The organism is Vibrio porteresiae DSM 19223 (assembly GCF_024347055.1).
Taxonomy (GTDB): domain Bacteria; phylum Pseudomonadota; class Gammaproteobacteria; order Enterobacterales; family Vibrionaceae; genus Vibrio; species Vibrio porteresiae.
Window position 1 is genome coordinate 1,495,207 of sequence record NZ_AP024895.1, and the last position, 22,975, is coordinate 1,518,181.

The window sequence follows — 22,975 nt, forward strand, 5'->3', positions numbered from 1 at the left end:
ACTTTTTCTTCATGCTCAAGATACTTTTTTATCAAAACAGGGAGTCTTTTCTAACAAACGTTTGTCCAAAACCGAGTTTCAATCTTTGTTGTTCACAATCCCATTACGCTTGAGTGGATGCAAACACTGCCTATTATTTCGGTGCTTGCTATAAACAGTGACTTTCTGACTTCCTCTTTGCTGTTTGCAGAGGGGGCGTTAGAAACACGTGCCGAAATAGCGTGGGGATTTAGGCCAATAAAAAAGCAGAACGGATGTTCTGCTTTGATAGCGAAATAGCGTATTAAGAGGCCATTTTTAGTTTCAGCGTTGCTTTTAAACCACCGAGCTTGGCTTTTTCTAAGCGTAATTCTCCGCGATAGCTGTGCGCCATTTCGGCGACAATGTTTAAGCCAAGACCCGTTCCTGGCATGGTTTCGTCAAGGCGGACACCGCGTTCAATCGCGCTCTCAAGCTTTTCTGCTGCAATTCCAGGGCCATCATCTTCAATACACAGCTCAACCCACTCTTTATCGATAGGTTGGCTATAGATTCGAATCAAGGAATTGGACCATTTATAGCTGTTTTCCAGTAGGTTACCTAACATTTCATCTAGGTCAGAACCATCTACTGCGACCAAGAGGTCTGAATCGAGTTCGTTAACTAAGGTCACTTCTTGGGAGGCGTAGATTTTATCGAACGCCATCGAGATAGCATCGACACGTTCACTTGGACAAGATTTGACAGCCAAAATATTGCTGGCACCAGCCATGCGGGCGCGCCCAAGGTGATAGTCTATCTGCCCTTGAATTTGGGATACTGGCGCCGACAGTTTTTGATACGTCTCTTCATCGAGTTTATCGATTTCGTTTTTCAGCACCGATAATGGCGTTTTTAATGCGTGAGAGAGGTTTCCCGCGTGATTACGCGCACGGTCTAACAGCTCTTGATAGTGAAAGAGTAGGGCGTTGAGGTCTTTAACTAAAGGAGACACTTCGACTGGGTAGCTGTCACTTAATTCGGATTGTTGACCTTGACGCAGAGACGTGAGCTCTTTTTGCATCCGGCGCAGTGGCAAAAGCGACCAAGAGACTTGCACGCTAACCAACATGAGAATCCCCACGAACAGCAAGCCAAGAATGAGCCACAGCTGGTTAATCACTTTGGATACCGTCTCTTCCACTGGTGCTCGGTCCATCCCGACGACTATATCAATAGAGTGCGAGAATTCCGGTAAATAGATAGTGCGGGTTAGGGTAATCAGCGGCTCGCCTTTGGCCCCAAGCCAGCCTTTAGTTAAGCCATGTTTATCTTGTTTTAACACTTGGTCCCACAAGGAACGCGAGCGCAGCAGTTGATCGTCCATCTCAGCTGTCCAGTAAAGCCCACTGTAGGGCTGGCTGTAACGCGGATCGGAAAGGCGAATGGGTAAGGTCAGTTGGCCTTTGCTATTGGCTCCGAGATTCGCGGTGATTTGGTCCATTGCCAGTGTCATCTGCTGTTGAGCATTTTGCACTAGATATTGACTGACGAGGCTAGGAATTAAATAGCCTGCGGCCAAAATCATCAAGCTTAACCAAAGCGTAGCCGCCCATAGTAGGCGGCTTTTGATACTCAATTTAATGGAACGTTTACTTAAGGCATTATTCAGCATGTAAGCGGTAACCTAGTCCTCGAACGGTTTTGATCACATCCGGCGCAATTTTTTTACGGATTCGGCCAATGAACACTTCAATGGTGTTGGAATCACGGTCAAAATCTTGTTTGTAGATGTGTTCAACCAGTTCTGTACGTGAAATGACTTTTTCTGGGTTATGCATAAAGTAAGCAACGACTTTGTATTCCAATGCCGTTAAGCTCACCGCTTGGCCTTGCCACATCACCTTAGAGCTGCGGGTATCCAAGCTTAGCGACCCCACTTGCATCACGGGCGAGGCATTGCCAGAGGCGCGGCGCAATTGAGCGCGAATACGAGCAATCAGCTCCATCATCTCAAATGGTTTGGTGAGATAGTCATCGGCACCGGCATTTAACCCTTCGACTCGTTGAGTGAGATTGTCACGGGCACTGAGAATCACCACTGGAGTATTGATGTTCTCATCGCGTAGGCTTTTTAATACGGTGAGGCCATCCAGTTTTGGCAGTCCTAAGTCAAGGACAATGACATCCCACTCTTCGGAAGTGGCACGATAAAGAGCATCGACACCATCTTGCGACCACTCTGGGACCCAATCATTGCCTTCTAAAGCAGCCATAATCTGCTCACCTAAACGCACGTCATCTTCAACTACTAATATTTTCATTATCGTTATCTTTTAATCAGTTCCATCACGTTACGACCACGTAGGGCAATGATGCTCAGGTCGCGTGCATTGTATTCCACTTTGTAGACACTGTTTTGGTAGACCATTTTCAGTTCGTACACCCACATGTCATCGTCTTCATCCAGTTCTACTTTTATCACACGTCCGTTCAATTGCTGAGCAACGGCTTGATAAAGTTCGGAGAAGGGCCGAATTTTGCCTTCACGTACCGCCTCGTACACCTCATCTTGGTCTTCGTCGATATCGATTTGCGCCCCTGGTGGATGCATCTCTTGTTTTGGCGGTGGTGGAGGTGTGTCTGCCCAGCTCGCAAAGGAGAGACTGGTTAGTAAAGTGCAGAAAGCCAGCGCTTTGCCATGTAAATTAAGCATAGTAGACACCTTAATCAGTTGTTCATAAGCCAACACCTTCACTCAATCACGTTGTTGCTGCCCGTTAGGCAAGCAACAACAAAGGCTGACTCAACGTATATAGGAAGAAGTATAAACAGTGCAAGATGAATGTAAGCTGAACTCACATTAAGCTTGTGATACGGCGTTGATTTGTGCCATCGCTTCTTCACTTGGGCGTTCAAATAACTTGTCGCGAATGACCCAAAAGCGGCCTTCTTTACGCGCAATGATCAGTTCGGGTGGCCGAAAGCGATGTTCATTGGCAGCGATTTTGGTGGGCGCTGTTTCTTCAAAGGGACGATGGCGATCGACTAAGTGTGGATTGACAAAGCGGCGAAGAAAATCCTCTTTTTGCCGTTTGGTGCTCAGTTGCCAAAATTCGCTGATCTCGGCATCGGTATCGCTGATGTAAGTGATTTTGAGCTGAGGTTTGCCGAGTTTGTTTTTGCCCGGCTCCATGCGCAAATCGACACAATGCATGATGAGCGCATCTTTGAGTTTGAGCGCATCGCGCAGCTTCTTATCTGGGTCGACCAGAACCGCATCACATTCGTGACAGCGGCGGGCAGCGATGTCATTGTCAGCGCCACATTCACCACAGAATTTGGCGCGAAAACGATAGCCACACTCTTCGCGTTCGCCGGTTTCGTCATCTTCAAAATAGCCTTGGCAGCGACGACCATAATGTTCAATAAGAAAACCGTTGCTATCGAGCTTGCCCCAAAAGTTATTGTTAAAACCACAAGCAGGGCAGGGAATGGTGACGATTTCACTGTCGGCATTGGGTTGCGGTTCTCCCACCTCTGGTTGAAAAAGGTCGTAATGATTACCGGCGTATTCCAGCACCAAACAGTCGGTTTTCCCTTCGCTTAAACGCAAACCACGGCCGACGATTTGTTGATACAAACTGATCGATTCAGTGGGGCGTAGTACTGCAATAAGATCCACATGAGGCGCGTCAAATCCAGTGGTTAACACGGATACGTTGACGAGGAATTTGATTTCTCGACGCTTAAAGGTATTGATAATTCGATCGCGTTCGTCAGCGGAGGTATCGCCAATAACCAAAGCAGCCGATTCATCAGTGAGATAACTCATGATCTCTTTTGCGTGGTCAACCGTCGAGGCAAAAATCATCACCCCTTGACGATCTTTGGCTAATTCAATGACCTGTTCAATGATGGCCGGTGTCGCACGGGAAGACTTTTTAAGTACGGCATTCAGGTCGGATTCGCGATAGTAACCGTTCGCAGAGGGGCGAATCGTCGAAAAATCATAGCCTAATACTGCCATGTCCATGATGTTCGCGGGGGTGAGAAAGCCTTCATCGAGCAGATAACGAATTGGCAGCTCGAAGATACAATCGCGGAAAAAACGGTCTTGCTCGGTGCGCACTTGACCACGAGTGTGGTAGCGGTATATCCAGCCCATATCCAAACGGTAAGGCGTCGCGGTTAAGCCAAGGATTTTGATATTGGGATTGCACTCTTGGACGTGCGCAATTGCACGGCGATAAGTGCTTTTGTCGTTATCAGGTACGCGATGGCATTCATCGATAACCAGCAGTGAAAACTCTTCCGTGAACGCATCGAGGCTATTAGCCATCGACTGCACTGACGCAAACACGACTTTTTCGTCCGTCTCTTTGCGGCCTAAGCCAGCAGAGAAAATCGCCGCGGTTAATCCGTAGCTTTCGTATTTCGCGTGGTTTTGTTCAACCAACTCTTTAACGTGAGTCAGCACCAAAACACGGCCTTTTGCCAGCCGAGCCAATTCTGCGATAACCAGGCTTTTGCCCGCACCAGTAGGAAGGACGATCACCGCTGGGGTGCTGTGATGACGAAAGTAGTGAATAACGGCTTTAACCGAATCACTTTGATAAGGGCGCAGTGTATACATAATCGGGGCGAATAAATTCTGTGAAATAGCTCAACTATTTAAGTTAGGCTCTGTATAATACCCGACTTAAAGCAGATGAGGTACGCATGCGTTTAGATAAATTTCTGTGTGATGTTTTAGGCGTGACACGTAAAGAAGCAACTCAGCTTCTAAAAAGCGGTGAAGTTGAAGTCAATGGCGCGGTTGAGAAGAAAGGCGCGACTCAAGTTAACGAACAAAGTGAAGTGCTTTGGCAAGATCGCGAGCTGATTCTCACTGGGCCAAAATACATCATGCTCAACAAACCAGAAGGGTTTGTTTGTTCCCATGCTGATGAGTTTAATCAAACAGCGTTTGTTTTGCTCGATTTGCCAAACATGAAAGATTTGCACTTTGCGGGTCGATTAGATGTTGATACCACAGGTTTGGTTTTGATCACCGATGATGGTAAATGGTCGCATCGCATTACTTCGCCAAAACACAAATGCGATAAAACCTATCGCGTGTGGCTTGCTGATCCAATTCAAGCAGATTATGCAGAGCAGTTTGCGGCGGGGATTGAACTGCGTAACGAACGTGAGAAAACGTTACCAGCACAATTAGAAGTGATCGACGAGACTCAAGTACTGTTGACCATCCACGAAGGCAAGTATCACCAAGTGAAGCGTATGTTTGCTGCATTGGGCAACAAGGTGATTGGTTTGCACCGTGAAAGTGTCGGCGCTATCGTTTTAGATGACACCTTAGAACCGGGTGAATACCGTTTCTTGACTGAAGAAGAAGTCGCTTCAGTTTGGGCTTAATCAACAACAAGTTCTAGCCTAATTACATAGTTACCATAGAGTTACGAACATACGTAACCGGTAAAGTCGCTCAAATGAAGTGAGATGGTTTCGCCATTTCACTTCTTTTTTTCATAGTAAATTGGAGATTTATGCGCTCAACATCCCCAACGTCTAGTCATATTTCACACATCAGTTTTCTGATGTTTATCGCTCTTGGTGCTATCGGTGCTTTAACGCCGTTGGCGATCGATATGTATTTACCTGCCATGCCTTCAATCGCAAAAGATTTAGGGGTCGCTGCAGGGGCAGTTCAGATCACGCTAACGGCTTACACGGCGGGCTTTGCCATTGGTCAGTTAATTCATGGTCCCTTGGCAGACAGCTTTGGTCGTCGCCCTATTATGATTATTGGCACCTTATGCTTTGCGTTGGCTGGTATCCTTAGTGCCTTATCACAGGGCATTATTGAGTTGACTTGGGTGCGAGCAGCACAAGGTTTTGCTGGTGCCGCTGCGGCGGTAGTTATTCAAGCCGTAGTGCGCGATATGTTCGATCGCGAAGATTTCGCTCGCGCGATGTCATTTGTGACCTTAACGGTCACTTTGGCGCCGCTGATTGCTCCAATGCTGGGCGGCTACTTGGCCATTTGGTTTGGTTGGCGCTCGATTTTTTGGGTGCTAGCGCTGTTTGCTATTGCAGTGATTGGTTTGGTGCTTTGGCAAACTCCAGAGACGTTAAAACCAGAAAACCGCCAACCATTGCATCTTGGTAGCACGCTCAAAAACTATTTTAGCCTCTGTCGTAACCGTGAAGCGATGGGCCTCATTTTTGCTGGGGCGTTTTCTTTCTCTGGCATGTTTGCTTTTTTAACGGCAGGGTCTTTTATTTACATCGATATTTTTGGTGTGAGCCCCAGTGAGTTTGGTTACCTGTTTGGTTTAAACATTGTCGCTATGATCGCCATGACCATGCTCAATGGTCGTATAGTGAAAAAGGTGGGTTCCCATGCGATGCTACGTTTGGGCTTAACCATTCAATTGCTCGCTGGCCTTGGTCTATTCTTAGGCTGGTGGTTTGATGCAGGAATTTGGGGAACCGTGCCATTTGTGGTGATGTTTATTGGCACGATTTCGACGATCGGCAGTAATTCAATGGGGCTACTTCTTAGCGGGTATCCCCGTATGGCTGGCACAGCATCTTCTTTGGCGGGAACGTTACGTTTCGGCACAGGTTCGCTGGTCGGTTCTATTGTGGCAGCATTACCGGGCGACACTATGTGGCCGATGGTCTTTGCGATGGCAGGGTGTTCACTGCTGTCTGTTGCCTGTTATTGGATATTTGGAAGAAAAGCATAGTGACTGAATATTATCTAGAAATTCAAAACGTGGTGAATACCGCATTAGCTGAGTTAACTCAGGAGCACCAAGCGGGCAAGCTGGTCGACGCACCTGTAGCGAATAACCACTTTTTAGTTCGTTGGGTAACGAAAGCGATCAAAGGTCAGCGTTTTCATCGTTGCGTGCTAGGCGATTTAAACCGTTGGCAGAAAGCTGGGCGTTCACAAGGCAATGACGCAATGTTGTTACCAACATTTCGTCGTATTTCTGCCTATTATCAGCACTTTTTTGCTGCAGGCGAAACCGTCATTACGGACAGTAAAATCGAAGCGTTTTTGGACAAGATGGAACAAGAGGATTGGGAAGTCACCACCTCTGAACCTATCGTTGGTCAAAGAAAAGTGCAGATCTTCACGGATGGTCAAAACTCATTGGCACTTTGCTCAGTGCAATGTGAATCTTGTTTTGATGGCCCGAATCTAGTTAAGCCAATGAGCTGGTTTGTTCGCGGTAATCATGCTCGCTTTATTGAGCTGGCGATGGAAGCAGGCTTTATGTTGCACAAACGCACCGATTATAAATCGAACGTGAAATACCATGGTGAGTATCTGATTTACCCGCTTAACCAAGGTGTTCAACTGGCGGAAATGCCCCTGTCGTTTACTGGCGCATAACGCTTTCGTGGCGATGATGTCATCGTTTAAAAAGGCTTGGTGTTATTTCTCAATAACGTACCAAGCCTTTTGTCTATCTAAAGGCTACTGACTATCGAGTTAGTGGCTATGGCCTTGCTGGATTTTGCGCGCTTTGCGTTCAATGGCTTTGACCATACCGCGAAAAATAAACAGGTGCGCTGGCATCATGGCAAACCAGTAGAGGAGGCCGGGCATGCCTTGGGGATGCCACCACGCGCGGATGTCTAGTTCACGCTTATCTCCTTGATCGCTAATCGTACATTCAAGACGACCTAACCCAGGGGCTTTCATCCCAAAAAACAGCGAGAGGAAGCGATTAGGCTCACAGCGAATCACTTTCCAAGAATCAATAAAATCTCCCACCTTCAGTTCTGGCCCAGGAGGGGAACGACGCACCGGAATGCCACCGCCAAAGAACAGGTCTAGCCATTCTCGCGTTCGCCATAGAATGTTGGCAAAGAAATAACCTTCTTGGGCACTGCCGATCTTTTGTATCACTTCCCATAACGCTTCAGCGGGAAGATCTGTTTTAATCGAAGCGCCTGCTTGTTTGGGATAATAACCAAACCCCGGTTGCCAACGGTGCAGGGCTGTTGGGTCAAACCCCCACACCTTGCTGCGCACAAACACGCCCTCTTGTTCGATAGTTTGGCGAGCCGCTTCTCGATAAGTGATTAATGGTTGCGGAAAGCGTGCTTCGATTGCCTGGCGATCAGCAATAAAGTCATGGGATAACCCATCCATCAAGGCGCGCCCAATGGATTTGGGCACTGAGGTAATTAATGAGAGCCAATAGGATGCCATACGTGGTGTGAGCAAGCGTGTTGACCATAAACGAAACGGCTTATTGGCCAATTCGCAGATGATACGAAATTGCTCGCGATAGCTGAGGATGTCAGCGCCGCCCACCTCGTAGGTTTGATGAGATTGCGGCGCATCATTAATCAAACAGAGCAAATAGTAGTTCAGGTTATCTAAGGCGATTGGGTTTGCGCTTGAGTCTACAGACTTTGGCGTCACCAATATGGGTAGGTTGTAGACAAAGTCCCGCATGATTTCAAAGGCGGCAGACCCTGGGCCGATGATGACGCCAGCGCGCAGTTCCGTAACGGGAACGTTGCCTTCGCGCAAGATTTTGCCAGTTTCACTGCGTGCTTTGATGTGTTCGGAACTGCCAGATAAGGGCTGAATCGCACTAAGGTAGATAACATGCTGTACTTGACTATCGGTTAAAGCATCACGAACGTTTTTTGCCAGAGAGAGTTCATAATTAACAAAGTCGTCACCTTGTGCCATGCCGTGGACTAAGAAAAAGACGAGGTCGAAATGTGGCACGATCTCTTGCACAGCAGGTGCATTAGCCAAATCCAAATATTGAATAGTCAGGTTTGGGTGATCGTGTAAGCGAGCGTACAGGTATTGCACATTACGGGCGGCCGCTGTGACGGTATAACCTTGGTCTAATAGAATAGGGACTAACTGAGAGCCCACATAGCCAGAAGCACCAAGCACCAAAATTCGCTTCATCCCATCTCCTCAGGATTCAACAGATACGTTATTGTAAGGCCTAGAGTTTAACAACTTTGTTACCTTATCAACAGATCAACGCGAAATCTCAATCTCGACACCGGAGTATTTGTTTTTTCGCGCAAGATTACCTTGCCAATACACATACAAATTGTGTTAGGATTTGTGTCGATAATAAGTGTCCCGCTAAAATTATCGTCGTTGTTTCAATAGGGTGCATTAGTTTGGTAACTTACTGAAATAATTTTATAAAAATATAAATGGCGAAATTGATTATCCTCGGTGCCAGGCTAAGTACTTCGAAGTAAGTTTAGGTTAAGTACCGATCAAGCGAGTAAGACACAGCCTACCCAAATCATGGGTATCAACATAACGTGAAATCTACATCTGCTGTCACATCGGAACGAAGACGTAAAAAATCGTGCGCCGAATAGAGTTTCCACTCTACTAATATGTAAATTTTTGCATATAATGTGATCCGGTTGGCAAATCACTTCCTGTTCGTCGGGATTTGGTGTAGATTCTGCCCCGAACCGAGAAATGCAGAGAGAGTGTTAATGTTACGACTAGTAAACCTATCCAAAGGATATGCAGACGGTGATGAGTTCCATCCAGTACTGCAAGGAGCTAAGTTAACATTACACCGTGGTGATCAAGTGGCCTTAATGGGCGAGAGTGGTTCAGGTAAAAGTACCTTGCTGAACTTGATCTCTGGGCTTGATGTCGCTGATTCAGGTGAAATCTGGTTTGATGATTTTGCCATGCATGACACCAGCGAAAAGAAACGTACTGAGTTTCGCCGTAATGGTATTGGTCATATCTTTCAGCAGTTTAACCTGCTGCCTACCTTAAATATCGCAGATAACATTCGTTTTTGCCGTCAATTGAAAGGCATGCCTGAAGATCCGAGTTTATGGCGTCAAATTTTATCCGCATTGGACTTAATGCCGCTATTAGGGCGTTACCCTGAAGAAGTCTCGGGTGGACAGCAACAACGCGCGGCGATTGCTCGGGCTCTTTACATGGAGCCGCGTATTTTGCTGGCAGACGAACCGACGGGGAGTTTGGATGAGCGCAATGCGGAAGCGGTAATGCGACTTTTAACTAGCCTAGCGCGTGAAGTCGAGTGCACATTGCTGTTAGTGACTCACAGCGAACAGGTTGCGAAACATTTGGATGGCAGTATCAAGCTGCAAGGGGGACAACTGCATGTTATGGCCCGTAGTTAAGGCACTACTTGGTCATTACCGTCGTTATCCACTGCAAATCGTTTTGGTCTGGCTGGGATTAACGCTTGGTGTATCACTGCTTTCCGGGGTGACGGCAATTAACCAATATGCACGCCAGTCTTATCAGACTGGGGAGAAGCTCTTCGCCAGTCCTCTGCCTTATCGTATTCGTCCGCAACACCTTGCATCGCGTATTCCTCAAGGTTTTTATGTCCATTTACGCCGTTTAGGTTTTGAACAGTGTGTTCCGCTTGATAGTTACACCGTTATGACGCAAAAAGGGGTCGAACTCAATTTGATGGGGATTGATCCTGCAGCGATGGTTCCGCTTGATAAAGGGTTGAACCTTGATAGTTTGCCTACCTTACAGCTGATGTATCCACCTCATCCGATTATGGTGAGTGCGGATTTGGCTCAGCTACAGCATTGGCATGATGGCGATTCAATTACCCTTGAAGATGGCAGTCAACTTGGCCCCATCTTGATTGATAAACATAACTTGCTCAAAGGTATTCGCATCGTTGCGGATATGACAGTCGTACATCAATATCGTAACAGCAGTGGTTTTTCCATGATTGCCTGTGGCGATATGTCATCTGCGACACTTGACCGATTACAACATCAGTTGCCACAAGGTATGGTGTTGGTCCGCACCGCAAAAACTGAGCTTTCATCATTAACTCGTGCATTCCATCTCAATCTTACTGCAATGGGGATGCTGTCGTTTTTAGTTGGTCTATTTATCTTTTACCAAGCCATGTCGTTATCATTAACTCAGCGCCAGCCTTTGGTGGGCATGTTAAGGCAGGCTGGTGTATCGGGTGGACAATTAGCTAAAGCATTAATCATAGAACTGGTGCTGCTGGTCGGCGTTAGCTGGTTGTGTGGTAACTTATTTGGTTTGATGTTAGCCAATAAACTGATTCCATCGGTGTCTGCCAGTTTGCATGATCTGTATGATGCCAACGTAGGTCTCTCAATTACGTGGCAGTGGTCGTGGAGTTTATACAGTCTACTGATGGTATTTATCGGCGCGTTCGCTTCCTGTGCCTGGCCGCTAGTGCGTTTGTTAAAATCGCAGCCGATTCGCCTTACTACTCGTCTCTCCTTAGTGCGCTTTGCAGGGGCTGAATTTGCTATTCAAGCGGTGATTGCCGTGGCACTGGCCATTACCGCATTTGCTATCTACCAATCACCTAAAACCCAATCTGTCGGGTTTATTTTGATTGGTTTGGTGCTGCTCAGTGTCGCTTTGATCACTCCTTTTATTGTATGGAAGGTGTTTGATTTCTTCTCTTACCGTCTGTGTTGGGTAAAAGTGCGTTGGTTTTTTGCCGATGCGGCGGCCAGTATGAGTTATCGCGGCGTGGCTACCATGGCATTTATGATTGCGATGGCGGCGAATATCGGTGTAGAAACCATGGTGGGAAGTTTTCGTAGCACGACAGACCAATGGTTAAATGATCGTTTGGCGGCGGATCTTTATCTCTATCCAACGAATGCCAACGCGTCGCGCATCAGTAATTGGTTGGAACAGCAGCCTGATGTCGCCGATGTGTGGTGGCGTTGGCAAAAAGATGTGATGTCGCCCAAAGGCACGATTCAGGTGGTGAGTACGGGTAACTCGCAAGGCGAGCAGGACTCGATGACAGTGAAACTGGCGATTCCTCACTACTGGTATTTCACTCATTCAACCAAGGCGGTGATGATCAGTGAATCGATGGCAGTGAAACAACACATTCGGCCGGGCGAATTTATCGATTTACCAACGCCATTAGGGAAAAATTGGTTGGTGACTGGCGTCTATTATGACTATGGCAACCCCTATGGTCAGGTGATGATGTCACAGTACAACTGGTTGTCGGTATTTGCGGGAGCAGGCAATATTTCTCTGGCGGTGGTACTGCGACCTGATCATCAAGATGCTGATGCATTGAAAAAACGTCTTAATGAACAGTTTCGTTTTGGAATCGATCGCATGCACAGTAATACCGCGATTCATCAACAGGCGATGCGAGTCTTTGACCGTACGTTTACCATTACCGATACCTTGGGCAATATCACCTTACTGATTGCTGTGTGTGGAATTTTCTTTGCGACGTTAGCGGGGGAGATTTCTCGTCAACGTCATGTGTCACTGCTGCGTTGTTTGGGGGTTTCTGGTAAAGAGCTCGTGTGGGTAGGCGCATTGCAACTGTTTGTCTTTTGGGCTATTGCTCTGTTAATTGCCTTGCCTCTGGGTATCTTACTTGCGCATTTGATGGTGGATGTACTGTTACGTGATTCATTTGGTTGGACCATGCAAGTTCAGCTCGTTCCAAGTAAATATTTGCAAACAGCGTTGTTTTCTATGTTGGCTCTGCTGGTGGCAGGAGCATTGCCCGTCTTACGTTTAGTGCGTAAGTCACCATTAAAATCGTTGAGGGATGCCCTGTAATGAGATTATTCCGTCATGGTTGGTGTCTGCTGCTGATTGGACTGCTGACGTTATTGTTGGTGCTGGGGTTAGGGTACGCGTATTGGGCTGGCTTTATTCTTCATCACGTTAATAAAGAGAACAGCCTCGATCCTTTTTTTGCCGATCGTCAAAGTTATCATCCTGTCACTAACACTCAATCGGTGGTGCTTCCCGACGATTTTGCTTTTCATCCGGCTTTTCAAAATGAGTGGTGGACGCTGCTTGCCAATGTCTCTGACACTAAAGGTCATCGCTATGGTGTTCAATGGACTTACATGCGACTTGCCCATGATGATGCTGAATCGGTAAGTTGGGATCACCCACAACTCTATTTGGCACAGGTCGTGGTTTCAGATAAGCATCATGTATGGAAAAGTCAGCGCTTATCTCGCGGTGGTATTGGTCAAGCCGGACTCTCTTTTGCCCCTTTTCATCTCTGGCTAGATAACTGGGATTGGCGTGGGGTAAGTGATATGCCATTACCGGGTCTACTCGCGGTAGATAGTGATGAGCTGGGATTGAAGTTGGAAATGCACTCGGCACTGCCTTTTGTATTGCCAGGGGAGCGGGGCTATCGCCGCTTAAATCGAGAAGGTCCAGTTGCGGTTTATGCTATTGATGCTCCGAGAGTCCAAATTGAAGGTTCTCTACGTCTGAATGGTGTTACTGAGCCTATTTCTGTATCCGGTGTTGCTTGGTTAAGCAAACGCTGGGGCAATGATTTTGTTATGCAAAAACGGCGCAATTGGGATTGGCTTGTGTTTCATCTTGAGGGGGGGACAGAACTCTCCATTACCCGTTTTAGACAAGTGGGTGATCTGCCATTTTCAACAGGATTAATTACCCTACCGAGTGGTGAAGTATTGAATCTGGGTCCTGACGAAGTTCAAGTCACGCCACAACTTACCGCGACCACGGACAATGGTCATGAATTTCCGTCTCAATGGCATATTCAGGTTCCAGCGTACGATATCGATTTAACTGCCACGGCGATGAACAAAGACTTATGGTTGCCGTTTATTGTGCCGTACTGGCAAGGTCCAGTGAATGTCAGTGGATCACACAATGCACAAGGGTTTATGCAACTCACTGGCTATTGATTGATAGGGTTGTTGATAGCTTTGCTGCAATCGGTTTTGAATCGCACAGCACCATCATTTTTCAGTATTTACGTTCTTAATGTATTAATACATCGGAATTTCCGAGGTGTTAACTCATTACAAGCGATTATTCATTCATCATTTGAACAGCTAAACTTTGGTTATCACATTGTTACGTGTTTTAACACAATAAGGATAACTATATGGGTGAACGGATACGTAAGTTTTTTCAAATGGAATCCGCCAGCGGCATTATGTTAGTGATTGCCGCAATTTTGGCCATGGCAGTGGCGAACTCTTCTCTCTATCCAATCTATGATGGATTTTTACAGCAGTACATTGCTGGACTCTCTGTAGCCCACTGGATCAACGACGGCTTAATGGCCATTTTCTTCTTACTTATTGGCCTTGAAGTCAAACGTGAACTGATGATAGGAGCTTTGCAATCTAAGGAAACCGCCATTTTCCCAGCGATTGCGGCGGTGGGAGGGATGCTTGCTCCTGCACTGATTTACACGCTATTTAATTATCAAGATCAGCATGCGATTGAAGGATGGGCTATTCCTGCGGCAACCGATATCGCTTTTGCGTTGGGCATCATGGCGCTACTTGGTAGCCGTGTGCCAGTGAGCTTAAAAGTATTTTTGCTTGCGCTGGCGATTATCGATGATTTGGGTGTTGTGATTATTATTGCGCTTTTCTACAGCAGCGATTTGTCGACACTTGCTTTGTCGGTCGGATTGGCCATGACCGTCATGCTGTTCGTGTTGAACCATTTCAAAGTGACTCGCTTACTTCCTTATCTGATTGTTGGTGGCATTTTGTGGATTGCGGTGCTGAAATCGGGCGTGCATGCGACGCTAGCAGGGGTAGTGATTGGTTTTGCCATCCCGCTTAAAGGCAAAGAGGGTAAACCGTCTCCATTGAAAACGTTAGAACATGGCTTACACCCTTACGTGTCGTTTGCCATCTTACCGCTGTTTGCCTTTGCCAACGCAGGGATCTCGCTAGAGGGCGTTTCGCTTTCCGGTTTGGCCAGCGCATTACCGTTAGGTGTTGCCTTAGGTCTCTTGATCGGTAAACCACTAGGTATCTTTACCTTCAGTTGGTTAGCGATTAAATCTGGTGTGGCCAAAATGCCAGCAGGGGTTGGAATTCAGCATATTTTTGCTGTGTCGGTGTTGTGTGGTATTGGATTTACTATGTCTATCTTCATCTCGTCTTTAGCATTTGGTACGGAACATTCCACTTACGATACTTATGCACGTCTAGGGATTTTGATGGGCTCAACCACTGCGGCGATTCTGGGGTACTGTTTACTCAATTCGTCTTTACCGAAGCAAGTGCTTAAAGCGGAATCAATTTCCGAATAGTAATCACTAAAATTTGTGTGACTTTTAAAGGAATTGGCTAACACCAATTCCTTTTTTATTGAGCTAACTCTGTAGAAAAACACCATATATAGTGGTTTATACTAAATAATCTACAAAATAGGCAACTTGTTGCAATATTTTGTTAGCGATAAGTAAATATGAACTCCATCTCAAAAAAACGAGGCAATTGTTTGTGGTTATCACATAAAAGTGATTGCAAGGGGGGATCTTTTTATGTTAATTTCCGCACCAATCTCAGACGGTGTTTCTGGGGGATACGCGAAGTGACCATCAGGCTGATTGGAACATTTCGTAGGGTAGGTACTGGTAAAGCCTTTTGCCAGTAGACGGGATACTCTTGCTGCGTAAAACAGCATGTGAATGGGAAACCCAACATTGAACTCACTTAACTTACACGCATTAATCAGCTTTGTACTTCCTCTGTGCCCAGTCTGTCAGGATCGGAGCATAACAGAACCTTGAAATTCTGATTTTTATATAGTTAGTGGCCTATGTCGCCATTTCCCTGCTGTTGTCCCGCTGTACATATAGTACAAGCGGATTGTTTGCTATTTGTCGTCTCCTCATCTCGCTTATTCGAAATGAGGCAGTGAACTGAAATTTTTACATTCAAGGTGATGAAATGAGTACAGCCTTTGAAGTCGATAACTCAATCTCGACCAAGTTTTCCACACAAGTACCAGTACTGACAGGTACTTATGATCTTACTCCGGATGAAGTGCTTCTTGATCAAGCAGCAATGGAGTCAGAAGTCCGTTCATACCCACGCCGTCTTCCTATTGCAATTAAACAAGCTTATGGCTGTTTAGTTGAGGATACACGTGGTCAGCTATTCCTAGACTGTCTAGCTGGTGCGGGTACGTTGGCTTTGGGTTACAACCACCCAGAGATCAACCAAGCGCTTAAAGACCAACTTGATGCGGGTTTGCCATACCAAACTCTAGATATCGCAACAAAAGCGAAAACTAACTACATCAAAGCTGTTCGTGGTTTCCTTCCAGCAGCGCTCGGTGATAACTGTGTAATTCAGTTCTGTGGACCTTCAGGTGCAGACTGTGTTGAAGCTGCTATCAAACTGGCTAAACAAACTACCGGTCGTAACACCATGTTTGCGTTCCGCGGTGCATACCACGGTATGACCAACGGCACTATGGGTATGATGGGTAACTTGGGTACTAAAGCTCGTCGTACAGGCTTGATGTCTGATGTACACTTCATGCCTTTCCCATATGACCTACGTTGTCCGTTTGGTCTAGGTGGCGACGAAGGTGCGAAAGCAGGTATTCGTTACATTGAACGTATTCTAAACGACGACGAAGCGGGTATGCCTAAGCCAGCGGCGATCATCGTTGAACCTGTTCAAGGTGAAGGCGGTGTGATTCCAGCTCCAGCATTCTGGTTACGTGAACTTCGTCGTATCTGTGACGAACACGGCATCATGCTGATTTTTGATGAAATCCAATGTGGTGTAGGTAAAACAGGCTACAACTTCGCCTTCGAAGAGTCTGGTATTATTCCTGATGTATTGTGTCTATCTAAAGCTATCGGTGGCGGTATGCCAATGTCTCTTCTTGTTATCAACAAGAAGTGCGATACATGGCGTCCTGGCGAACACACTGGTACATTCCGTGGTAACCAACTTGCTATGGTTGCAGGTGCAAAAGCACTTGAGATCATCACTCGCGATCACCTGACTCAACAAGCTCGTGAAAAAGGTCAATACCTACGTGCAGGTCTACACAAAATCGCTAGCCGCGTGAACTGCGTTGCAGACATCCGTGGTAAAGGTTTGATGCTGGGTATCGAAATTAAAGATCCTAGCGGTGAACTGAACAAATTTGGCGAACCAAAAGCAGCATCTGAATTGACTCTAAAAATTCAACGTGCAGCATTGGAACGCGGTTTGATGGTTGAAAAAGGCGGTCGTCAAGGTTCGGTTGTCCGTTTCCTACCACCTCTAATCATCTCTTACGAACAGCTTGACTTCGCGTTACGCGTGCTTGAAGAAGCAATGCTAGCCGCTGGTGCAAGTCGTCGTGACGAAGAAGAAGCACACAATGATGAGTGGAAAAAACACTTCATTCACACTGGTGCTCTAGGTAGCAAAGATTTCGCTCGTGCAATGCACCAAACTACAGAAGCAATGCGCGCTGTATTTGAACAAGTGAATGCACCTTATTCAGGCATTGAACCTGAACAGCTTGAGCAAGCAATTAATGCTGTCGACCTAGACAACAAAAATGCACCTCTTCAACAAGTAATTGAAGAGACAGCAGATCTTGTTGCTAAAAACTCTATCATCGTGCAACACCCACATTGTATTGCACACCTACATACGCCACCACTAATGCCATCTGTGGTTGCTGAAGCAATTATTGGTTCTCTAAACCAATCTATGGACTCTTGGGACCAAGCTTCTGCAGCAACTTACGTTGAGCAAAAAGTGATTAACTGGCTATGTGGCAAATATGAGCTAGGCACTGCAGCTGACGGTATCTTCACTAGTGGCGGTACTCAAAGCAACCAAATGGGTCTAATGCTAGCTCGTGATTGGATCGCAGACAAAACTTCTGGTCACTCAATTCAAAAATTGGGTCTACCTGAATACGCGCACAAATTGCGTATCATCTGTTCGAAAAAATCACACTTCACCGTGCAGAAATCTGCAGCGTGGATGGGTCTTGGTGAGAAATCAATTATTGCTGTTGACGCACACGAAAATGGCACAATGGATGTTACTCAACTAGATTCAGTTATCGCTGCAGCGAAAGCAGAAGGTCTGATTCCATTCGCTATCGTTGGTACTGCAGGTACAACTGACCACGGCGCTATCGATGATTTGAACGCGATCGCAGACGTTGCTCAAGAATACGGTATCTGGATGCACGTAGACAGTGCATACGGTGGTGCGTTAATTCTGAGCAGCCACAAAGATCGTTTAGCAGGCATTGAACGTGCTCAATCTATCAGCGTTGACTTCCACAAATTGTTCTTCCAAACAATCAGTTGTGGTGCGTTGATCGTAAGTGACAAAGCAAATCTGAAATATTTGCTACATCACGCAGATTACCTAAACCGTGAGCATGATACTCTGCCTAACCTTGTGGACAAATCTATCGCAACAACAAAACGTTTTGATGCGCTAAAAGTGTTCATGACTATGCAAAGTGTCGGTCCTAAACAGTTAGGTGACATGTACGATCATTTGTTAGCTCAAACTCAACAAGTCGCTGATATGGTTCGTAACAACTCTGCTTTTGAGTTGTTGGCTGAGCCTTCTCTTTCTACGGTATTGTTCCGTGCCGTAAATGCTAAAGCTTCAAATCTAGACAAACTGAACCAAAAAGTGCGTATTGAAGCCTTGGTTAAGGGTATCGCTGTGTTAGGTGAAACTATTGTGAATGGTCATTCTGCACTTAAATTCACAATTCTTAATCCATGCCTAAAGACTTCGGATTTCGAAGCTCTTCTGGCGAACATTGAAACGCTAGCGCAAGAGTTAGCGAACTAAAGGTACTTAATAAAAAATGTCGATTCTACAGATTGGTGCGGGCGGAGTTGGTTGGGTTGTTGCACATAAAGCGGCTCAAAACAACGACGTGCTGGGTGATATTACCATTGCTTCTCGTCATCTCGGGAAGTGTGAGAAAATCATTGAATCAATCAGGTCGAAGAACAACCTGAAAGATTCGACTAAGAAGTTAGAAGCTAAAGTGATCGATGCTGATAACGTGGAAGCGTTGGTAGCATTGATCAATGACATCAAACCGGATTTGGTAATTAACGCTGGCCCACCATGGGTCAACGTTACCATTATGGAAGCATGTTATCAGGCTAAGGTTTCTTACTTAGACACTTCTGTCGCTGTGGATTTATGTTCCGAAGGTCAACAAGTTCCTGAAGCTTACGATCCTCAATGGGCATTCCGTGAGAAGTATGAGGCAGCAGGAATTACCGGCATCCTTGGTGCCGGTTTCGACCCTGGTGTTGTAAGTGTGTTTGCTGCTTATGCCGCGAAGCACTTATTTGATGAGATCGAGTCAATCGATGTCATGGATATTAATGCTGGTGATCACGGCAAAAAATTTGCTACCAACTTTGACCCTGAAACGAACCTTTTGGAGATTCAGGGCGACTCTTTCTACTGGGAAGATGATAAGTGGCAGCAGGTTCCTTGCCATACCCGCATGATGGAGTTTGATTTCCCGCGTTGTGGTAATTTTAAAGTTTACTCAATGGCACATGACGAAGTTCGTTCATTGAAGGAATTTATTCCGGCTAAACGTATCGAATTTTGGATGGGTTTTGGTGAACGTTATCTGAATTACTTTAACTGCATGCGTGATATTGGCTTGCTAAGTCCCGAACCGGTGACGTTGCAAGACGGAACTGAAGTACATCCCCTACAAGTATTGAAAGCATTGTTACCTGAGCCTACCTCTTTGGCTCCGGGCTACAAAGGCTTAACTTGTATTGGTACTTGGGTTCAAGGGAAAAAGAATGGTGAAGATCGTAGCGTGTTCATTTACAACAATGCCGATCACCAAGAAGCTTATCGTGATGTAGAGCATCAAGCGATTGCGTACACCACAGGTGTTCCAGCGATTACTGCCGCTTTACAATATTTCCGCGGTGAGTGGGCTAACAAAGGGGTGTTCAATATGGAACAGCTCAACCCGGAGCCTTTCTTGGATACCATGCCTTCCCTTGGTCTCAACTGGGAAGTGCTGGAGCTTGCCCCTTGCAAGCCACAAATCCATATCCTAGAAAAATAATGAATCACCTTCGGTGACAAAAACAAAACAGCTGTAGTTTACTACGGCTGTTTTTATCTTGGACTTTGACTATCGGGCAATAGTTCGATTGCGAGATACAACATGCAAAAAAGTGATTTAAAGACACCGTATTTTATGATCGACGAAGCTAAGTTAATTCGTAACTTAGAAACGGCGAAGCGTCTTAAAGAGTTGTCTGGTGTTAAATTGGTTTTAGCACTGAAATGTTTTTCAACTTGGGGTGTCTTTGACATCATCAAGCCATATTTAGACGGAACAACCAGTTCTGGTCCATACGAAGTTAAACTCGGATACGAAACCTTTGGCGGTGAAACACACGCTTACAGCGTGGGTTACAGTGAAGATGACGTTAAAGAAGTGGCAGATATCTGCGACAAAATGATCTTTAACTCTCAATCACAATTGAAAGCGTATCGTCATCTGGTCGAAGGCAAAGCGTCTATTGGTCTACGTCTAAACCCAGGTGTGAGTTATGCAGGACAAGATTTAGCCAATCCTGCTCGCCAGTTTTCTCGTCTTGGCGTCCAAGCTGACCATATCGATCCAGAAGTGATGGCATCGGTCGATGGTGTCATGTTCCACATGAACTGTGAAAACAAAGATGTGGATGCATTCATCACGCTACTTGACTCTCTTTCAGAGCGTTTCGGTCAATACCTCGATACGATGGACTGGGTGAGTCTAGGCGGTGGGGTATTCTTCACTTGGCCTGGCTACGACGTCGAAAAGTTAGCGGCCGCTTTAAAAGCATTTTCTGAACGTCATGGTGTCCAACTTTACCTTGAGCCTGGCGAAGCGGTGATTACCAAAACGACTGATCTTGTGGTCACTGTGGTTGATGTTGTTGAAAACGGTATGAAAACCGCGATTGTCGATTCAGCGACAGAAGCGCATCGCTTAGATACCTTGATATACAAAGAGCCGGCTTCGATTCTTGAAGCCTCTGATAACGGTGCACACGAATATGTGATTGGTTCATGTTCATGTCTTGCTGGCGACCAATTCTGTGTTGCGCGTTTTGATGAGCCGCTAGAAGTAGGGCAGCGTCTGCACATTCTTGATAGTGCAGGTTATACCATGGTGAAACTTAACTGGTTTAATGGCTTACGTATGCCAACGGTGTACTGTGAACGCACTAATGGTGAAATCCAAAAAATCAACGAATTTGGTTTTGATGATTTTAAACGCACCTTATCCTTGTGGTCGATCAACTGATGATTGATGTAGAGCGTTGAATGCTTTCGCATTGATGTTCTGCCGTCAACAGATAAGCCCGTCTCAATGAGACGGGCTTTTTCATGACTTTTTAACGGCGAGAGTTTTACCGCAGTAACGCGACGCCGATATTGAATACAACTTTATAAAACAAAGCGTTTCAGTTCACCATCAAGCCTGCGAGAAAGTTCGGCGAGCTTTTCACTCTCTTCTGCGAGGTAGTTAGCCGCTTGAGACATTTCCGTTGCTGACTCATTAATTCCCGATACGTTTTTGTTCATGTCTTCTGCTACGACACTTTGCTGCTCTGCTGCGGTGGCGATTTGGGTCGCGTTGTCGCTCACTTTACGAATGTGGCTAACGATCAATGAGAGGTCGCTACCCGCGTTTTCTGCCCGTGCCACACTGTCATAGGCCAGTTTTTGGCTGGTCTCCATCGATGTGGCAGAGGTCATCGCTAATTGCTGTAAGCGGTTGATGGTGGTTTGAATTTCGTCGGTTGAGTGATGGGTACGGCTGGCAAGATTACGCACTTCTTCGGCAACCACAGCGAAACCGCGTCCTTGTTCACCCGCGCGAGCGGCTTCAATCGCAGCGTTTAACGCGAGTAAGTTTGTCTGTTCCGAAATGCCACTGATGACCGCAGTCACTTCACTGATTTCCATTACGCCTTCTTTCAGTTTGGTTACTTGGTCGTTGGCGGTTTCAAGTTCATCGGTCAGAGCCTTAATACTGTCGACGCTGGCATGAACATCTTTGTCACCCAAATTCGCTTCGGTGCTGGCTTCTTGCGTATCTTTAGCGGTGTCTTCGGCATGTCGAGCCACTTCTGCCACGGTGGCACTCATTTCGTTCATGGCGGTAGCGAGGTTATTTAACTGACCTTGCTGACTGATAACGGCCTGGCTGGTCTCTTCTGCAGTAGAGGCGATACGAATAGCCGCTTCAGCAACCGCGTTAGCCGAGGTGACAGACTGAATGAGTGCTTCGTGCACCGCCCCAATACTTTCATTAACTCGTTTGCCTAAAATACCAATTTCATCTTTGCCATCGTAATCCACGCGTGCTGTTAGGTCGCCTTTAGCAATTTTGTGCATGGTTTGCACGATTTTATCGAGTGGCTGCAAAATAGAATTACGTACGATAACACCAAGAATGATCATCACCACAACGACAATAGCGGCTGCGATACCCATCGAAATAAATTGTTGATGAACGGCGGTTTCGATGTCATCGATGAGCATGCCAGATCCAACGACCCATCCCCAAGGAGCAAAACCTTGGACAAAAGAAAGCTTCTCTGCACTCGCCCCTGTGCTGAGTTTCCATTCGTATTCAATTTTCCCACTGTTGCCACCTTTAGCAACATTCACTGCACGCAGCCAAACGTTATCGGGTTCTGGATTATCACCCCCCATGATTTTGCCTACGAGATCGGGTTGAACAGGGTGAACGATTGAGCGACGGCTTTCATCGATAACAAATACATAGTTACCGTTATCGTAACGTTGATTGTTAATCAATTCTTTAGCGAGAGTCTGAGCTTGTTCCTTAGGGTAGATAGAGTTGAGGTGCGATATTTGTGAAAGAGTGCTTTGCACAACAGCTTTAAGCCGAGCTTCTCGTTCAAATTTCAGATTATTCTCTAGGGCATTTGCTGCGATAAGCAACATACAAATAAACCCTAATACGCAAGCAACTAAAATTAGGGTGAACTTGTGTCCAACTTTAATATTCTTGAGATGAAACATTACGATTACCACCTAGCTATGTTACACGCACTGATGTGCGTTTAGGTTGTTGGTTATGTTTTGGGGAGTTTTATTATGAAACGTTATGAGCACTCAATAAGTTCCATAACAAAGC

Annotated in this window: 16 protein-coding genes; 10 read left to right on the forward strand and 6 right to left on the reverse strand. The window is 46.1% G+C overall.

Translation table 11 applies throughout. The annotated features are described in order from the left end of the window. Window positions 1–283: 283 nt before the first annotated feature. The 4 genes from OCV11_RS06925 to OCV11_RS06940 all read right to left on the reverse strand — a co-directional run bounded on the left by OCV11_RS06925 (window position 284) and on the right by OCV11_RS06940 (window position 4,594). Window positions 284–1,633 (reverse strand): ATP-binding protein, encoded by a 1,350-nt coding sequence (locus tag OCV11_RS06925; RefSeq protein ID WP_261895895.1) that lies wholly within the window; start codon window positions 1,631–1,633, stop codon window positions 284–286. Further along, window positions 1,623–2,282, reverse strand: coding sequence for a response regulator transcription factor (locus OCV11_RS06930; RefSeq protein ID WP_261895897.1), 660 nt, complete (start codon window positions 2,280–2,282; stop codon window positions 1,623–1,625). Before OCV11_RS06930 ends, OCV11_RS06925 begins: the two co-directional genes overlap by 11 nt. Window positions 2,283–2,287: 5 nt before the next feature. Then, window positions 2,288–2,674 (reverse strand): PepSY domain-containing protein, encoded by a 387-nt coding sequence (locus OCV11_RS06935; protein WP_261895898.1) that lies wholly within the window; start codon window positions 2,672–2,674, stop codon window positions 2,288–2,290. Between the two features lie 147 nt (window positions 2,675–2,821). Next, complete coding sequence (locus tag OCV11_RS06940; protein WP_261895899.1) at window positions 2,822–4,594, reverse strand: DEAD/DEAH box helicase; 1,773 nt, start codon at window positions 4,592–4,594, stop codon at window positions 2,822–2,824. A gap of 86 nt (window positions 4,595–4,680) precedes the next feature. Here OCV11_RS06940 and rsuA point away from each other — a divergent pair, with 86 nt between their 5' ends. The 3 genes from rsuA to OCV11_RS06955 all read left to right on the forward strand — a co-directional run bounded on the left by rsuA (window position 4,681) and on the right by OCV11_RS06955 (window position 7,369). After that, on the forward strand, window positions 4,681–5,376 hold the full coding sequence (rsuA, locus tag OCV11_RS06945) for a 16S rRNA pseudouridine(516) synthase RsuA (RefSeq protein ID WP_261895900.1): 696 nt from the start codon (window positions 4,681–4,683) through the stop codon (window positions 5,374–5,376). 131 nt (window positions 5,377–5,507) lie between these two features. Then, window positions 5,508–6,713: a Bcr/CflA family multidrug efflux MFS transporter gene (locus OCV11_RS06950; protein ID WP_261895901.1), complete on the forward strand. Its 1,206-nt coding sequence runs from the start codon at window positions 5,508–5,510 to the stop codon at window positions 6,711–6,713. Beyond that, window positions 6,713–7,369: a DUF2913 family protein gene (locus OCV11_RS06955; RefSeq protein WP_261895902.1), complete on the forward strand. Its 657-nt coding sequence runs from the start codon at window positions 6,713–6,715 to the stop codon at window positions 7,367–7,369. The genes OCV11_RS06950 and OCV11_RS06955 overlap by 1 nt, the downstream gene beginning before the upstream one ends. A gap of 99 nt (window positions 7,370–7,468) precedes the next feature. Here the strand turns inward: OCV11_RS06955 and OCV11_RS06960 are convergent, their stop codons facing one another. Beyond that, window positions 7,469–8,917: an SDR family oxidoreductase gene (locus OCV11_RS06960; protein ID WP_261895903.1), complete on the reverse strand. Its 1,449-nt coding sequence runs from the start codon at window positions 8,915–8,917 to the stop codon at window positions 7,469–7,471. A gap of 557 nt (window positions 8,918–9,474) precedes the next feature. Between OCV11_RS06960 and OCV11_RS06965 the strand changes: the two genes are divergently transcribed. From OCV11_RS06965 to nspC, 7 genes are all read left to right on the forward strand, one after another. Further along, window positions 9,475–10,146 (forward strand): ABC transporter ATP-binding protein, encoded by a 672-nt coding sequence (locus OCV11_RS06965; protein WP_261895904.1) that lies wholly within the window; start codon window positions 9,475–9,477, stop codon window positions 10,144–10,146. Beyond that, window positions 10,127–12,583, forward strand: a complete 2,457-nt coding sequence (locus tag OCV11_RS06970) for an ABC transporter permease (RefSeq protein ID WP_261895905.1) — start codon at window positions 10,127–10,129, stop codon at window positions 12,581–12,583. Before OCV11_RS06965 ends, OCV11_RS06970 begins: the two co-directional genes overlap by 20 nt. Beyond that, window positions 12,583–13,704, forward strand: coding sequence for a lipocalin-like domain-containing protein (locus OCV11_RS06975; RefSeq protein WP_261895906.1), 1,122 nt, complete (start codon window positions 12,583–12,585; stop codon window positions 13,702–13,704). The genes OCV11_RS06970 and OCV11_RS06975 overlap by 1 nt, the downstream gene beginning before the upstream one ends. A 203-nt stretch (window positions 13,705–13,907) precedes the next feature. Then, window positions 13,908–15,077, forward strand: coding sequence for a Na+/H+ antiporter NhaA (gene nhaA, locus OCV11_RS06980; RefSeq protein WP_261895907.1), 1,170 nt, complete (start codon window positions 13,908–13,910; stop codon window positions 15,075–15,077). A 643-nt stretch (window positions 15,078–15,720) separates the two neighbouring features. Continuing rightward, window positions 15,721–18,609, forward strand: coding sequence for a pyridoxal phosphate-dependent class III aminotransferase (locus OCV11_RS06985; RefSeq protein WP_261895908.1), 2,889 nt, complete (start codon window positions 15,721–15,723; stop codon window positions 18,607–18,609). 16 nt (window positions 18,610–18,625) lie between these two features. Further along, window positions 18,626–19,873: a carboxynorspermidine synthase gene (locus tag OCV11_RS06990; RefSeq protein ID WP_261895909.1), complete on the forward strand. Its 1,248-nt coding sequence runs from the start codon at window positions 18,626–18,628 to the stop codon at window positions 19,871–19,873. A gap of 102 nt (window positions 19,874–19,975) precedes the next feature. After that, the gene (nspC, locus tag OCV11_RS06995; RefSeq protein WP_261895910.1) at window positions 19,976–21,109 is read left to right on the forward strand and encodes a carboxynorspermidine decarboxylase; all 1,134 of its coding nucleotides are present in this window, start codon (window positions 19,976–19,978) and stop codon (window positions 21,107–21,109) included. A 143-nt stretch (window positions 21,110–21,252) separates the two neighbouring features. Here nspC and OCV11_RS07000 read toward each other — a convergent pair whose 3' ends face one another. Further along, window positions 21,253–22,860: a methyl-accepting chemotaxis protein gene (locus tag OCV11_RS07000; protein ID WP_261895911.1), complete on the reverse strand. Its 1,608-nt coding sequence runs from the start codon at window positions 22,858–22,860 to the stop codon at window positions 21,253–21,255. Between the last annotated feature and the right edge of the window lie 115 nt (window positions 22,861–22,975).

Bases quoted from the DNA above. Each gene is read 5' to 3' on its own strand.
- nspC (WP_261895910.1), top strand. From the start codon at position 19,976: ATGCAAAAAAGTGATTTAAAGACACCGTATTTTATGATCGACGAAGCT.
- OCV11_RS06970 (WP_261895905.1), top strand. From the start codon at position 10,127: ATGTTATGGCCCGTAGTTAAGGCACTACTTGGTCATTACCGTCGTTAT.
- OCV11_RS06965 (WP_261895904.1), top strand. From the start codon at position 9,475: ATGTTACGACTAGTAAACCTATCCAAAGGATATGCAGACGGTGATGAG.
- OCV11_RS06990 (WP_261895909.1), top strand. From the start codon at position 18,626: ATGTCGATTCTACAGATTGGTGCGGGCGGAGTTGGTTGGGTTGTTGCA.
- OCV11_RS06950 (WP_261895901.1), top strand. From the start codon at position 5,508: ATGCGCTCAACATCCCCAACGTCTAGTCATATTTCACACATCAGTTTT.
- OCV11_RS07000 (WP_261895911.1), bottom strand. From the start codon at position 22,860: ATGTTTCATCTCAAGAATATTAAAGTTGGACACAAGTTCACCCTAATT.
- OCV11_RS06960 (WP_261895903.1), bottom strand. From the start codon at position 8,917: ATGAAGCGAATTTTGGTGCTTGGTGCTTCTGGCTATGTGGGCTCTCAG.
- OCV11_RS06935 (WP_261895898.1), bottom strand. From the start codon at position 2,674: ATGCTTAATTTACATGGCAAAGCGCTGGCTTTCTGCACTTTACTAACC.
- nhaA (WP_261895907.1), top strand. From the start codon at position 13,908: ATGGGTGAACGGATACGTAAGTTTTTTCAAATGGAATCCGCCAGCGGC.
- OCV11_RS06925 (WP_261895895.1), bottom strand. From the start codon at position 1,633: ATGCTGAATAATGCCTTAAGTAAACGTTCCATTAAATTGAGTATCAAA.
- OCV11_RS06985 (WP_261895908.1), top strand. From the start codon at position 15,721: ATGAGTACAGCCTTTGAAGTCGATAACTCAATCTCGACCAAGTTTTCC.
- rsuA (WP_261895900.1), top strand. From the start codon at position 4,681: ATGCGTTTAGATAAATTTCTGTGTGATGTTTTAGGCGTGACACGTAAA.
- OCV11_RS06940 (WP_261895899.1), bottom strand. From the start codon at position 4,594: ATGTATACACTGCGCCCTTATCAAAGTGATTCGGTTAAAGCCGTTATT.
- OCV11_RS06930 (WP_261895897.1), bottom strand. From the start codon at position 2,282: ATGAAAATATTAGTAGTTGAAGATGACGTGCGTTTAGGTGAGCAGATT.
- OCV11_RS06975 (WP_261895906.1), top strand. From the start codon at position 12,583: ATGAGATTATTCCGTCATGGTTGGTGTCTGCTGCTGATTGGACTGCTG.